Below are 14,170 nucleotides of genomic sequence, written 5' to 3' on the forward strand. Positions count from 1 at the left end.
TCATGTTTACGACAGGTGAAGATGTTATCAAATGGATTCTTTCTAGGGGATATTTTGGCAGTTCCCCAGGTTTAACACGTATAAAAGAGCTATTACGTTTACTTGATAATCCTGAAAAAACATATCCAACGATTCATGTTGCAGGCACTAATGGCAAAGGGTCTACTACACGTTATCTTGCCAATTTATTAAAATCCAATAATCTAAAAGTAGGAACATTTAACTCCCCTTTTATTAAAGATTTCGCCGAACAAGTAGAAATTAATGGTCAGGAAATATCTGATAATGACCTAATAGAAATGGGCAATAAAATAAAACCACTGGTAGAAAAGATGGATTCTCAAAAAGAATTTTATGGGATTACTGAATTTGAAATCCTCACTGGTTTAGCCTTCTATTATTTTCAAGGAAAAGTCGATATTGCCATAATTGAAGTTGGCATGGGCGGCCTATTAGATAGTACTAATGTCATCAAACCTGAATTTTCAGTTATTACAACGATTGGTTTAGATCATACAGCTTATTTAGGTAATACAATTGAAGAAATTGCATATCAAAAAGCTGGTATTATTAAGCCTGATGTGCCTGTCATTTTAGGGAATATTCCTAAGAATGCTGTAGATGTCATCAATCGATATGCTGACAGAAATCATGCTCGTACTTATATTTGGAATCAAGATTATCATTCTATTTATAAGACATTTGTTAATCAAAGATTTGAACAATTTGACTTTGTAAATCGTCATACTATATTAAAGAATTTAGAAACTCCACTGATTGGTCATCAACAAGCAGAAAATGCGGCAGTGGCTTTAGAAGTTTATTATTTATACATCCAGAAACATAATCTACCTTTTAATAAGCAAGAAATATCTAAAAGTTTACTACAAACAAAATGGCCGGCAAGAATGGAAATAATCAATTCAGATCCTTTAATAATAATGGATGGAGCTCACAACCCTCATGCAATTAAACGACTGAAAGAGAATATTCTCAGTGATTACAGTAATTATCACGTTAAAATCCTTTTTTCAGCCATAGTTACAAAAGATATTGGAACCATGTTAAAAGAATTATTAAAAGTTCCAAACGTTGATATTACATTGACCACTTTTAATGATACAAGAGCTATCAATGTAAATGACTATAAGGATTGGAACTCATTAATAACACTTTGTTCTGATTGGAAAAAAGCTTATCAAGAAATCAAACACAATTTAAAATCCAATGAATTACTATTAATTACTGGATCGTTGTATTTCTCATCAGAAGTAAGGTCACAATTGAAGTAATAAAATTATGATGTTTTAAATGAATTTTATAATTGTAAGTCAATACTCTACTTTTAAATAGGGTGTTGACTTTTTTTTATTATTCAGCAAAAATAGCAAAATCTGCGATAAATCTACAGACTTTGCTATTTTAAATACATTTCAATCAATTTATTATTTTTAATCATTAATTCATGACTGTATTTCTTTTCTTGATCAGAGTTTCTCACTAATTTCCAAAGAATTGCTGCGAACTTCATTGAATCTTTGTACTTTTTTGAAGATTTATCATTCATGAAGTCTCGTACAAAATTGTTCCATTGATAAGTTTGTTCTTCTTTATTACTAGTTATATCTGATTCGTCGTTTTCTATAACGTGGATTAGATCGGCAACGGTAGCTTTTGTATCTCCACTCTTTTCAACTTCTCTCATTTTAATGCCCATTGATTTACGAAATGAGAATTTTGGTACATTGTAATAATCTTCAAAGAATTTTCTAGCTTCCTTATTTAAAGAAAAGCCGGAATTCAGCAACTTTGTATTTAATCGTATGTCTTTTTACTGCAATTTTTTAGAGGTACTTCGTCTTGTTTTTCTAACAGATTTGATATTTGACAAAGGTATGCCATCCAAGAATTTTACAATATAGTCTGTTAACTCTGCTTTTGTTCCATAGCTTGGTAATTTGTATTCTCTGCATATTTGTTGTAATTCTGTTTTGTACCAATAAAAACTAATGAAAACTTCACTATTCATTTTTGAATCAAATTGTGGCCTATTTGGCATGTTTTTGCTCCAATATTTTTGATAATTTAAGAATAACTATTTGTATTTTTTTATCAATTTACTTATCCGACAGTAGTATTCGAAAGGCACTTTTATTACAAACAAATGTGCATTTAACGTTGATATTATGGCATGTTAATCAAAGCATGGAAATTAAGTTCTTGGCATCTTGTCCTGCTAATAATTTTTCGTGCTCTGTCATCAAAATAAATCTCTCCTTTAGTATCTTAAATCACGTAATTTTTTAGCCGGTGCTCCTACGTAAATGCTATCTGGCTCAACATCTTTAGTCACTAAGGCATTAGCCCCGACAATTGAATTTTCACCAATAGTTACTCCGGACAAAACAGTCACATTAGCTCCTAGCCAAACGTTTCTTTCAATATGAATTGAACCCGTAATTAGATCATCCCGATGATTGGGGTTTTCAGCATGATTTACTGTTACCAAACTAACTCGAGGTCCAATTTTGACTTTTTCATCGATCCAAATTCCACCAAGATCCATGAAGAAACAATCTTTATTAATAAAAACATTATCTTTAACAAACGTTTGACATCCCACGTCAGCATTATAAGGTGCCTTGATGTCAGTCGTCTCGGGAATTTGGTATCCATATAACTGACTAAATAGTTCTCGACGTTCTTTTGTATTATGGGAATGTTGATTAATTTGATCGATTATCAGTGAATTCTTTTCGACGATTTCATCCACCAATTCGAGTTCTTCTTTAGTGAAACGTAAATTGCCACCTTCACGAGCTTTCTTCAAAACTTCTTCTTTGTTGATTTTGAACACATTCTTTCTACGATTTTTACTTTTAGCATAAAGGATGGTTCTAACTTCGTCTAATACTTATCTTGTATCTAAAGAAATACAATAACTGTATATCAAAGATATCTTATATTTCTCTCTTATAATATAAACAAAACAATCCTTAAAGAGTTCTTGGACACTTTAAAGATTGTTTTTTTTGTTTATCTTTTACCCCAGTCACTCTTAAAATCAGGAGTACGGGCACCAGGAAGTAATTCTACTACACAGTCTCCCACATGATTGTTTGAACTATCAAAAATTCTTGAAACTTGTTCATAATATGCACCATTGCGTTGGCCTGCCATAATTGGCTCTAAAGTATAATGCTCATCTTTAATACCAGGCAAATCTATATCCCATCCAGATGAGAATTTAATACCATCTACTTCAATAATTTTCTTTGGTGTAATCGTATATTTATTGAGACGTTGTGAATGGTCTGTGATATAGGTTCCGTCTTGGTAATCATCTTGTGGGAATGAGAATAGCATTACTTGCTCATTATCTTTGAAGCGTAGAGAGAACCATTCCCATTGACTTAGAGGATTTAAGCTTTGGAATTCGCCACCTTGTTTGTCGAACCAGCTATTTCCCTTAATTTGAATTGTTTTATCATCTAAAATAAGTTTACCAGTTGTTGGCATACTAGGATAAGAATAGTAAGTAGTTGATCCAAGTTCAGGTTTTCCCATTACTAAATATCCATTATCAGCATGCCAAAATGCGCCCTTACCAAATTCAGTTTGTAATGAAATACTAAAATTGTCAGCTTCAGCATTAATAATAAAGCCATCATTACTTTTTTCGATAGAAAGTAGATCATCACGTTTAGCAAAGTTATCTCCAACTGAGTAACCTTCACCATCTTTTTGTGCTTTTTCGAAGAAATAATGCTTGTTATTAGTAAAATCAGTTAATGCTAGTTGAGTGCTCCAAGGTTCTAAATTACCAAATGCAGTTTTGATTAAAACTATTTGATAACTGTATAAATTATTATTCTCATCATTTAGAAGGCCTGTGGCATACCACCATTCAGATGCTTTATGATGAGCCAACCATTCTTGATTAAAATTTCCATGTTCTTTTCCTAAATAGTTAATTGTTTTTATTGATTCATTCATGTATTCGATTCTCCTCAGCATTTTGTTTACACTTTGAATATTAGTTTACAGAGTGTTCAATATCAATATGCAATGTTTAGAGAATTGTTCTATTAATTAACACTTCTGGTAAATATGTTCAAAAAGTAATTAAAAGGCCAATATTGTTTAGGAAAAACTAACTAGTTTTGATTACATTTTCAATATCTTTATCAGAATAGCTCTGCAAAACAGTCAATAAATTACTAATCGTTTGCGGAGATTCCTTTTTTCCATTTTGTAACCAGTGCAATAAAACGCTGATACTTCCATCAACTGCATAGTCTTCTATATAGTCGTGGATATTTGATCTCTCACTTTTATCATCAGAACCTGCAAAAGACCGAGTTAATTTCATAATCGACCTTTTAAAATTGCTGGAACCATCCACATTTAAAAGCACAGAGAATAAACGATTGTGTTCTCCTACGTATTCAACGATTTTTTCCAATCTGGAAGCGTTAGAGTCATGTTCCTTTAAAAATTGTTCTAATTTTTCATATACACTATTTTCGATTTTTTCGAACAAATCAAAAATATCAATGTAATAAGTATAAAAAGTCGCCCGACTCAATTCTGCTCGTTTGCATAATTCGGTGACACTAATCCTATTTAAATTTTCAGTTTCCAGAAGTGATATTAAGGTTCTTCGAAATATCTCTTTAGTTATTTTGGTTCTTTGATCTTCTTTTTTCACGATTTTTCTCCTCATGTGTTTTGTTTAATTGACAAATTCAATAATCTTGTACAGTAATTTTACACTATAACAAACATTGTAGGTTGTTATAAGACAGTGTGTCAATTAAAATTAATCCTTGTAAACCATACTTCTACGTTAAGAGGAATAATTATGAAATTTTTATCAAAGAAACAAAATGGGATTTTTATTACGGTTATTTTGATGGCTATTATTTCAACAATGATGGCCACTGCTTTGAGTTCGGCACTCCCTGCTATAATGACAGATTTTAAGATATCAGCCGGTAGTGCTCAATGGGTAACTAGCCTATATTCATTAGTTAGTGGAATCATGATTCTAATCACAGCATTTATTATTAAAAGATTTCCCACTCGTAAGATCTTTCTTATTAATGTTGGATCTTTTACATTAGGATCTTTAATTAGTGCCCTTGCATCAAACTTTATTATTTTAATCATTGGAAGAATTTTTCAAGGAATTGGAAATGGCTTAGTATTGGCATTAACACAAGTTATTATTTTAAAAATTTTTCCAGCGGATCGACAAGGATTTGGAATGGGATTATATGGATTAGCGATAGGATTAACCCCTGTTATTGCGCCATTAATTGCTGGTATATTGATTGATGTCGGTAGTTGGAGATTGATTTTCTATGTAGTTATCGTGATTTGTATAGTAGATTTGATTTTGGCTTTTATATTCTTAGACAATATTTTGGATCAAGAGAAAAGTTCATTTGATATTAGTTCTATGATTTATGCTGCTTTAGCTTTTACAGGAATTATCTATGGTTTGGGAAATATTGGTAATTTCAAATTTTTCAATCTTCAAACTGGAGGCAGTTTATTAGTAGGTTTAATTTTTCTTTTCATTTTTTATACAAAACAGCTACATATGAAAGCACCGTTGCTTAATGTTAAAGCATTTGAAAGTAAAGAATTTGCATTTTCAACGTTAATCAGTTTTTTGCTATATGCAATTTTGAATGGTACTACGACTGTCCTACCCATTTATATACAAACACTTCAAGGAAAATCGGCAACAGTATATGGTTTAGTAATGATGCCAGCAGCATTATTAATTGGAATTTTAAGTCCAATTGCTGGTAATATTTATGATAAATATGGAATAAGGATTTTAGGATTGGTTGGTAGCATTTCATTGATCATATTTACTATCATGGCAACTTCTTTAAATCTAAAATCAAGTATTTTGTTCATAATCATTGCTACTATTTTTGAAGGAATTGGTGTAGCAGCATTAATGACTCCAATTATGACTTGGGGGTTAAAATACTTGCCAGAGAATTTAATAACAGATGGAACAGCAATTATTAATTGTTTACGTACAATTGGTGGGGCTTTGGGAGCAGCATTATTCGCCGCTATTGTGACTTTGGTTTCTACTTCGGTAGGTATTATCGGTATCAGAATGTCGTTTATGGTTATGGGGGCTGTTTCATTATTAATGTTATTGATAGCATTGTTATTTATAAAAGAAAAAACTAATTATTAAATACGTATTATTCCCTAAAAATTCTGTGGTACATTTGAAGTATCAAAAAATTAAGGAGGGAATCAAATTGACAATTCAAAATGAATTAATGCAAGCTTTAAACGATTCTGAAACAGAAATTATCCAAATTCGCCGCTACCTTCATCAACATCCCGAAACATCTTTCCATGAAAAGAATACTTCAAAGTATATCAAGGATTTTTATCATAAATTAGGTATCGAAACTAAAAATTTTGGTGATGGTTACGGCTTTGTAATCGATATCGATTCAGGTCGTCCCGGCAAATCAATTGCTTTACGGGCTGACTTCGATGCTTTAGCTATTCAAGAAGATAATGACTTACCTTTTAAATCAGAAAACTCAGGTGTGATGCATGCTTGTGGCCATGATGGACATACAGCTTACATGATGGTTTTAGCCAAAAATTTATACCAAATGAAGAACAAATTACACGGCAAAATTAGAATCATTCATCAACCTGCCGAAGAAATTACTCCAGGTGGTGCTAAAAGTATGATCAAAGATGGCGTACTCGACGGTATTGATGAAGTAATTGGCGCACACGTTATGACATCAATGCCAACTGGTTCTATTGGTTATCACTGGGGCGAAACTCAAACTGGTCGAGCAGATTTTTCAATTAAATTTATCGGTAAGGGCGGACACGCTTCAATGCCCCACCTATCAAAAGATGCTATCGTTGCTGGTAGTTACTTCGTTACTGCTTTACAAACAGTCGTTTCACGAAATGTCGATCCCTTCGATACAGCTAGTGTGACGATTGGTTCATTTGACGGCGTGGGTTCAAACAATGCTATTAAAGCCTCTGTTGAGTTAAAAGGCGATGTTCGAATCATGAAAGAATCGACTAGATCAACGATTCATCAACGTATCGAAACTATTGCTAAGAGTGCTGCTGAAATGTTCGATATGAAAGTTGAAATTGATTATAATGACAATTACCCAGTCTTGGTCAATGATGAAGAGTTAACTAAGCAAGTAGTAAAATCAATTAAAGATGCCAAAATCCCAGAAATTAAACAAGTCTTTGATTGTGGCCCTCAAGACCCTTCCGAGGATTTTGCTTATTTTGCACAAGAACGTCCTAGTTGCTTCTTCTACGTAGGTTGTGACCCTGATGACGGTATGAATCATCCCCACCACAGTCCAGAATTTTTAATGGATGAAAATTGTTTACTCGTTGCTGCAAAAGGTATGGGCTCGGTTGTTTTGAATTTGTTGAGGAGCTAAAAAATGACGACAAGTATTGTAGCAAACCGTTTTAAAAAGTAAGATAATATAATTATTGAGCATTTAAGAATATGGGGGATCTTACATGACGGTACTTTTAGGCATCGGACTTATAATTTTGGCAATCTTTGCTATCGTTGGAAACATTAGTAATTCCAAGCAATTCGGTAGAAAGATTATGTCTGACAGATTATATTTTTATATTTTCTTATTGGTTGGTGGTTTAGCTTTGATTTTCTTCTAATTTCAAGAAATACCAATGCAACTACACTCTCTGAAGCAAGAAAAAATCTAAAAAAATTACTGATGATGTAGCAGACTTTGATGATCATGTAATTATTACAAAATCTGAGAATCGTAACGTAGTTATTATCTCAGAAAAAGAATTTCAATCTTGGAAAGAAACCTTGTACTTACTTAGTACAGAGGCTAATCGTAAAAATTTAGATGAATATTTAGACCAACTTAATGGAATAAATCTTAGAAATTTATAAATAGTAAAAGCCAATCAACTCATTTTTTCATTTTGAGTTGATTGGCTTTATTTTTGAATATCTTAATTTTTAAAACTGTGTTTTCCAAATCCTAGTTTCAAATCGAATGTATCTGTTGAATCATTAGTATCTTTTAATAAACCCAAATTCTTGGCACTAGCTGAATCTAATTTCAATAGTGCCTCACTGTTTACAGGAATATCTATAGTTAATTCAGTCATAACTTTATCGTTTGACTTCCATTCAACAGCTACTTGCCCGTAAATAGTTTCTAAAAATCCACTAACATGTTTGATTCTCTCTTGATCATTATATTTTTCACCTGTATCAATAACAGGAGAAATTATAATTGGATATTTTTGGTTCGTAGGATCGACCTTTATTCCTAACATTTGTGAATACAACCATTCAGCAATCGAACCATAGGCATAATGATTAAATGAATTCATTGCATCGGGAGAAATCCCCTTTTCTTTTGTATATGAATCCCATCTTTCCCAAAGCGTGGTTGCACCATTTTTAACTGCCAATAACCAGGAGGGATTTTCATCACTAAGTAATAAATTATAAGCAGTATCATTTAAATGAATCTCACTTAAAGTTGGTAAGAGAATATTTATTCCTAAGAATCCTACTGCTAATGAATTCTCTGGCATATTTGTTCTGATGGTTTGTCCATTGTTTTCGATTGAGGTCTTCAATACCTGAATAGCACTGTCTTTTTGGCTTTTATCAGAATAAAGATGTAACTTTAGGAACCAAAGAAGTCCGGTTTGAGAATTATCTACAAAGCTATAACCTTGAAATGATTTATCGACATTGTCAGCTGTTTTGGTTAATAAATTGAATTTACCATTTATGTTTGAAACGTATTTTTCTTGAATAAAATCTTTAATCAAACTAAAGAGCTTCTTATATTCCTTTTCTTTATCAAAATAATTCAAAACATGTGAAACTTCAGCCATAATTTGTGCTGTGAAAGCTCGATAAATGGCATTCATATAAGGAGTCGATGCTGGAGCGAATCCTTACCAATCACCGAAGACTTTATCATCATAATTAGTGTCGACATCATTAGTACTTCCTATCAAATTCATATACTCAACCATATTAGAGTAATACTTTGAAATAAATGATTCGTTGCCAGTAAATTTATAAAGTTTCCAAGGTAATATTATCCCTATATCAGACCACCCTGCTGCTTGTAATTGAGCTAATTGTGGCAAAAATGATTTGGGCATAATACTCTTATAGGCTGATTTATCTTCGGTATTGTTGATCACTTCCAAGTAATTTTTGAGAAAAGCCGTGCTATCAAAGCCCATTAAACCACTAGTAGTGAATATTTGTGCATCTGCGGACCATCCTGCTCGTTCAGCTCTGTTAGGCGAATCGATTGGAATAGATAAATAATTAGATTGTTCACCGTACTGAATATTTTTAATGAGTCTATTCAAGTCAGAATTGTTTGTTTTCAAATTAGCATTCTTATGTAGTAATGAGGTAACTGGAATTTGTTGAATACCCTTAATATAGACGGGATTATCTACTTCAACCTCAATGTATCTAAATCCGTGAAAAGTCCATGTCGCATTGTATTGATGATCATTGTTATCTTGTACAATGAAAACTTCTTCAGATTTAGCATCACCACCAATTTCTGAAATCAGGTTTCGATGATGGAGTGAATTCTTAGGACCATCACTACCAGTTTTGTTTTCAATGCTTCCTTGTCCATCGTTTAGTATTTCCCCAGTTTTAACATGAACCTTTGTCTTAACATTTGTTTTTGACTGAAAGGTTATGTTTATAGTTGCTGCCATGTTTTGTCCAAAATAAAAAAGCAATCTTGTACTTTTATCGGCAATCCAATTAGAATCGGTGATTTTAGTCAACTCAACTTCTCCCAGTTCCAAATTTGGATTGGCGATTACTTTATTAGGATTATAACTATAAGTTAAAATCGGATTTTGCTTATCTTTTAAAATTTCGTATACTTTGGCGCTATTACTTGGAGTTAAAATTTTCTTAACTGTTGGTTGATCAATTTTAGGTGCAGTGACAGATTTCGTGTCGGTTGAACCTAAAGTGAAATCAATTATTTCACCATCATAAATATCATTATCCACGTGATTTAATTGATCAAAAAATTGCCATTTTGGATTATTTGAAGTTGTAATGACTTGCTTTTTACCGTTATCAAATTTGATCATTAATTTCAAAATTAATAAAGGACTTTTTACATTGTCAGAAAAGATACTTTCATAATTAGAAAATTGAGAAATTCTGCCTAAAAGATATCCTTTACCTATTGGTATTTTTAAAGTATTATTCTCACTGAGAGAATTCTTTACATCAAAGGATTGATAATTGATTTGTGTATGGTAATCCGACCATCCCGGATTGAGCATTTCTTTTATGTCATTATGCTCACCCAAATTTTGATCATTCAAAATTAATTGATACGTTCCTAAACCAGTAATTGACAAAGTTGCTGACTTGATACTATCAGGATTATCGTTCAATTTAAATTGGGTTGTAAATACTGGTAGAGAAGAGTTGTTATCCGAACTAATAAAATCTGAATCCTTCCAATTCGTTTCAGTATAAAACTTACTTTCTTTCGAATATATCTCTTTATTAGATTCATCATTGACTTTTACTTGCCAAGAGTATGTCTCCTGATCTTCTAATTGTATATCAGCAAATTCATTGTTTATAGATTTTGACGACTGTATTTTTTCACTATTCCACACTGTTTTATGTGTACCGTCGTAAATAAAAATTTGATAGGAAACTTGCTTATTACTTTGTATATTGTCAGTTTCTTTAAATTTCCAACTAAAATTAAAAACATTGCTATTTATAATTGGATTAGTTTCGTTATTTAATTTCAAACCGTATATTTCCATTAATTTACCATCCCACATATATTAATATTTCCATGATACATCGCCTTTTTTTATAATATCAACCGTTGAAATTTTTTGATTTTCTGTTCTTGCATCTGAAATAAAACAAATAAAAGCCAGTCAGCTCACAATATAAATGAGTCGACTGGCTTTATTTTTACTATTCATTTCTGATAGATACGATTATACTTACTAAAATCAATCCCAAGCCGACAAAAAATCCAACTTTTATTGATTCATTCAAAAATAACCATCCCAAAAGCGTTCCAACAATTGGTTGAAACAAGAAGAACAATCCTGATGTTGGGCTGTGAAATAAGACTAATCCTTTATTCCAAAGGAAAAATGCAATGGCAGTAGAAATTATTCCTAAATATAAAAGGCTTAACCAAATGTGCACACTACCCCAGGATATATTCAATAAGGTTCTCTTTTGTATGAAAATAACAGGCGTTAAACAGACGATAGCAACTAAAGTACCTAAAAAAGTAACTTGAATGATACTGTATTTTTTATCAACTAATTCGATTAAAACTGACATCAAGGCCCAAGTAAGTCCAGCAATCAACAAAAAGATTACCCCTAATAATAAGTTCTTTCCTTTAAAGTGGAAACCAACAATTGATACAACACCCAAAATTGCTAAGGATAAACTGATACACTTACCCTTTGTTGGTTTGATTTTTAATAATGGCCAACTAAAAATAATCATGAATGCTGGTGTCGCTGTCGTTACAACTGAACCCAATTGAGCTGACGAAAACATCGTACCTGTTTCTTGAGCAACGATAGATATCGTATCACCAATTAATCCAATTAAGAAGATCAGTAATAAATTTCTTTTATCCCAGTGCCACTGAATCTTTGCGACTAAGGCGATTACCAATAAGGCAACTGACCCGATGAGATACCGTAGCCAAACTAATTGAATCGGTGGAACTTCACTGACGATTGATTTGACAACGACAAACATCCCACCCCAAATACATGCTGCTAAAGTTAAATATATGCTACCTATTATTTTATTTTTGTTCAAAATATGAAACCTCCGCTTTATTTACTTAATTAGTTAAGAAATCAGCGGATTCACACCACTGATTAGCGGTATGAAGGTACATCACATTCGAATAATGGTGAATAAAGCAATATGAAAGCCTCCTTTTGAAGGAAATATAGTTTTTATTATATGTTTGTATTAGGTTAATTACAAATAGCTATCTTTCCACAAACCATCACATTTTGTGATATAATATTTTTGCAAGAAGAGAATAACATATATACACCAAAACCCCCAACGAGTGCAAGTCGTTGAGGGTTTTTTAGTGAGCTAAATTGCCTTTTTATTTTACTTGCGGTGTCTACGTTTTAGCCAATCAGCAAACCAAGCGGTTATTAAGCCGACTACAAGAGAGTAAAAAAGAGATTCCTTCAACGTTGAAGAAATCTCTTTTTTCTTGAAATATTAAATTTTATATTTATTGGCAAAATTAAATATCATGTTCCATTTCTCGTATTTGATGCAACATATTGTCAGTGCCAGGTTTACTGATACCGTAACTTTCTGACATATACTTTTCAGGATCATTAATTATTTTAATTACAAAATCCGCAATACTGCTTCGAGAAATCATTGTTCCTTTAAATGTTTCGCCTTTTTTGGTTAATTCGTAATCAATTTCACTGTCATTAGTCATATAGGCGGCTCGAATAATAGAATATTGTAAAGAACTACTTTCAATTATCTTGGCAGCTCTTCTAGTATCTTCTTTTGATGCATGTCCAACGTAGTTTTCAACCCAAGAACCAAATGGATCCGGAACTTCATGATATAAACCAGAACCTGTAATCCAAATCAAATTATTAGTTTTAGTTTCTTGTATTGCCGAAATAATATTTTGAGCCCATAATTCCATATTCCCGTTTAAGTTTGCATACACGATATCTTGGTCTGGCATTATGGAGGTTAAAAGTTGTTTATCATCAACATTACCTTCAATAATTTGAACATTTTGGATTGTTTTTAAATTATCTAATCTACTTGCGTTTCTCAAAACCAAGGTTAGTTTATACTCGGGATTACCGACTAGTCTTTTTTCAACTAAACGAGCAATTTTACCGTAAGCGCCTAATATTAAAACATTTTTCATTAACCATCTCCTAATACAAAATTTACTGGAACGTTTCCAGAGCCATTAAAGAATGAAATATCTGAATTGATGTGTCCAATTTTTTGTAAATCACCAATGACTTCACCTGTTTGTTTATAAAAAATCACAAAACTATGACGTGGTGCCCAGTAGGCAATATCCCCTACTTCATAACCACTTGTAGTTTTTTTCTTAGCAGGTAAAGCTTCTGGAAATCTATAAGTCATCTCTCGAGAATATAAATTCATCATTTCTAACTTCATTGGAAACCTAGTTAGTAACTCTTTTGCAGTATCACCATTATTAAAATCGGCGATTAATTCTTTGTCATCGACAATAATTTTTACTTGTGTCACTATTTATTCTCCTTTATTTACAAATTATCCTTGTTTTGTTGGATAAACAGTAAATTCGTTAACGTTAACGTCTTCTGGTTGATCGATAGCAAAGTTAACGACACGGGCAATGGCATCTATGGCATCTGGTGTGATACCAACTGACTTATACAATTTATCCATTCCTTCTTTAGAATTTTCATCAGTGATGTGTTGTAACAACTCAGTATTGATAGCAGCAGGATAAATAGTAGCTGTTCTAATATTAGTTTGTTCCTTAGCACTTTCCATCCGGATAACTTCCATCAAATTTCTGACCGCAAACTTAGTTGCTCCATAGACACCTGAACCAATAAAACTCTTTATTCCTGCGACTGAAGAAGTTGTGATGATTTGACCATGCTTTTGAGTAGTGAAATCTGGCATAACTGCAGCCACACCATTCAAAACACCTTTTAAATTAACATCGATCATCATGTTCCATTCGTCGGTCTTTAAAGCACTGATTGGTGATGTTGGCATAATTCCGGCATTATTGTAGATAACATCGATAGCGCCGTATTCTTTTTTAGCTAAAGTAACTAAAGCCTTCAAGTCATCAGGGTTAGTAACATCAGTAACTCTGTATGTGGCTTGACCACCTGCATCTTTGATATCTTGACTGATTTCTTGTAAACGATTTTCACGTCTAGCTCCTAAAACAACTTTAGCGCCATTTTTAGCTAACAATTTAGCTGTTGCTTCTCCAATACCTGATGATGCTCCTGTAATTACGACTACTTTATTTTCAACTGACATATT

General features: G+C 32.4%; 13 protein-coding genes and 2 pseudogenes. 5 read left to right on the plus strand and 10 right to left on the minus strand.

Annotated elements, in window-relative coordinates; all coding sequences use genetic code 11:
- Positions 1 to 2 precede the first annotated feature (2 nt).
- A complete protein-coding gene (locus G6534_RS04950; protein WP_059073381.1) occupies positions 3 to 1,292 on the plus strand; it encodes a bifunctional folylpolyglutamate synthase/dihydrofolate synthase in 1,290 nt (429 codons plus the stop codon).
- A gap of 125 nt (positions 1,293 to 1,417) precedes the next feature.
- Here G6534_RS04950 and G6534_RS04955 read toward each other — a convergent pair.
- From G6534_RS04955 to G6534_RS04970, 4 genes and pseudogenes are all read right to left on the minus strand, one after another.
- Positions 1,418 to 2,059 (minus strand): annotated as a pseudogene (locus G6534_RS04955) (SAP domain-containing protein).
- A gap of 219 nt (positions 2,060 to 2,278) precedes the next feature.
- Positions 2,279 to 2,857 carry a DapH/DapD/GlmU-related protein gene (locus G6534_RS04960; protein WP_238788915.1) on the minus strand — a complete coding sequence of 193 codons (579 nt, stop codon included), beginning with the start codon at positions 2,855 to 2,857 and terminating at the stop codon, positions 2,279 to 2,281.
- A gap of 179 nt (positions 2,858 to 3,036) precedes the next feature.
- Positions 3,037 to 3,996, minus strand: a complete 960-nt coding sequence (locus G6534_RS04965) for a lipocalin-like domain-containing protein (protein WP_202985863.1) — start codon at positions 3,994 to 3,996, stop codon at positions 3,037 to 3,039.
- Between the two features lie 157 nt (positions 3,997 to 4,153).
- Positions 4,154 to 4,711, minus strand: coding sequence for a TetR/AcrR family transcriptional regulator (locus tag G6534_RS04970; protein WP_059073378.1), 558 nt, complete (start codon positions 4,709 to 4,711; stop codon positions 4,154 to 4,156).
- A 153-nt stretch (positions 4,712 to 4,864) separates the two neighbouring features.
- On the opposite strand from G6534_RS04970, the gene G6534_RS04975 reads away from it, so the two are divergent.
- The 4 genes from G6534_RS04975 to G6534_RS12170 all read left to right on the plus strand — a co-directional run bounded on the left by G6534_RS04975 (position 4,865) and on the right by G6534_RS12170 (position 7,975).
- Positions 4,865 to 6,229 (plus strand): DHA2 family efflux MFS transporter permease subunit, encoded by a 1,365-nt coding sequence (locus tag G6534_RS04975; protein WP_182083209.1) that lies wholly within the window; start codon positions 4,865 to 4,867, stop codon positions 6,227 to 6,229.
- Positions 6,230 to 6,296: 67 nt separating this feature from the next.
- On the plus strand, positions 6,297 to 7,481 hold the full coding sequence (locus G6534_RS04980) for an amidohydrolase (RefSeq protein ID WP_059073375.1): 1,185 nt from the start codon (positions 6,297 to 6,299) through the stop codon (positions 7,479 to 7,481).
- Between the two features lie 85 nt (positions 7,482 to 7,566).
- On the plus strand, positions 7,567 to 7,725 hold the full coding sequence (locus G6534_RS04985) for a hypothetical protein (RefSeq protein WP_161936628.1): 159 nt from the start codon (positions 7,567 to 7,569) through the stop codon (positions 7,723 to 7,725).
- Between the two features lie 94 nt (positions 7,726 to 7,819).
- Positions 7,820 to 7,975, plus strand: a complete 156-nt coding sequence (locus tag G6534_RS12170) for a type II toxin-antitoxin system Phd/YefM family antitoxin (RefSeq protein ID WP_235586297.1) — start codon at positions 7,820 to 7,822, stop codon at positions 7,973 to 7,975.
- Between the two features lie 62 nt (positions 7,976 to 8,037).
- Here G6534_RS12170 and G6534_RS12175 read toward each other — a convergent pair whose 3' ends face one another.
- The 6 genes and pseudogenes from G6534_RS12175 to G6534_RS05020 all read right to left on the minus strand — a co-directional run bounded on the left by G6534_RS12175 (position 8,038) and on the right by G6534_RS05020 (position 14,167).
- Positions 8,038 to 8,424, minus strand: a complete 387-nt coding sequence (locus G6534_RS12175) for an alpha-L-rhamnosidase C-terminal domain-containing protein (protein WP_338025404.1) — start codon at positions 8,422 to 8,424, stop codon at positions 8,038 to 8,040.
- 3 nt (positions 8,425 to 8,427) lie between these two features.
- Positions 8,428 to 10,905 (minus strand): annotated as a pseudogene (locus G6534_RS05000) (family 78 glycoside hydrolase catalytic domain); the annotation flags it as partial.
- A 142-nt stretch (positions 10,906 to 11,047) separates the two neighbouring features.
- Positions 11,048 to 11,923, minus strand: coding sequence for a DMT family transporter (locus G6534_RS05005; RefSeq protein WP_059073373.1), 876 nt, complete (start codon positions 11,921 to 11,923; stop codon positions 11,048 to 11,050).
- Positions 11,924 to 12,374: 451 nt separating this feature from the next.
- Positions 12,375 to 13,034, minus strand: a complete 660-nt coding sequence (locus G6534_RS05010) for an NAD(P)H-binding protein (protein ID WP_059073372.1) — start codon at positions 13,032 to 13,034, stop codon at positions 12,375 to 12,377.
- Positions 13,034 to 13,390, minus strand: a complete 357-nt coding sequence (locus G6534_RS05015) for a cyclophilin-like fold protein (RefSeq protein WP_059073371.1) — start codon at positions 13,388 to 13,390, stop codon at positions 13,034 to 13,036. The genes G6534_RS05010 and G6534_RS05015 overlap by 1 nt, the downstream gene beginning before the upstream one ends.
- A gap of 24 nt (positions 13,391 to 13,414) precedes the next feature.
- Positions 13,415 to 14,167: an SDR family oxidoreductase gene (locus G6534_RS05020; protein WP_059073370.1), complete on the minus strand. Its 753-nt coding sequence runs from the start codon at positions 14,165 to 14,167 to the stop codon at positions 13,415 to 13,417.
- Positions 14,168 to 14,170: the final 3 nt, after the last annotated feature.

Source organism: Companilactobacillus pabuli, from assembly GCF_014058425.1.
GTDB classification, from domain to species: Bacteria; Bacillota; Bacilli; order Lactobacillales; family Lactobacillaceae; genus Companilactobacillus; species Companilactobacillus pabuli.

Coding starts and splice junctions, on each gene's coding strand:
- G6534_RS04985 (WP_161936628.1), top strand. CDS start 7,567: ATGACGGTACTTTTAGGCATCGGACTTATAATTTTGGCAATCTTTGCT.
- G6534_RS04965 (WP_202985863.1), bottom strand. CDS start 3,996: ATGAATGAATCAATAAAAACAATTAACTATTTAGGAAAAGAACATGGA.
- G6534_RS04950 (WP_059073381.1), top strand. CDS start 3: ATGTTTACGACAGGTGAAGATGTTATCAAATGGATTCTTTCTAGGGGA.
- G6534_RS04975 (WP_182083209.1), top strand. CDS start 4,865: ATGAAATTTTTATCAAAGAAACAAAATGGGATTTTTATTACGGTTATT.
- G6534_RS12175 (WP_338025404.1), bottom strand. CDS start 8,424: ATGAATTCATTTAATCATTATGCCTATGGTTCGATTGCTGAATGGTTG.
- G6534_RS05020 (WP_059073370.1), bottom strand. CDS start 14,167: ATGTCAGTTGAAAATAAAGTAGTCGTAATTACAGGAGCATCATCAGGT.
- G6534_RS05010 (WP_059073372.1), bottom strand. CDS start 13,034: ATGAAAAATGTTTTAATATTAGGCGCTTACGGTAAAATTGCTCGTTTA.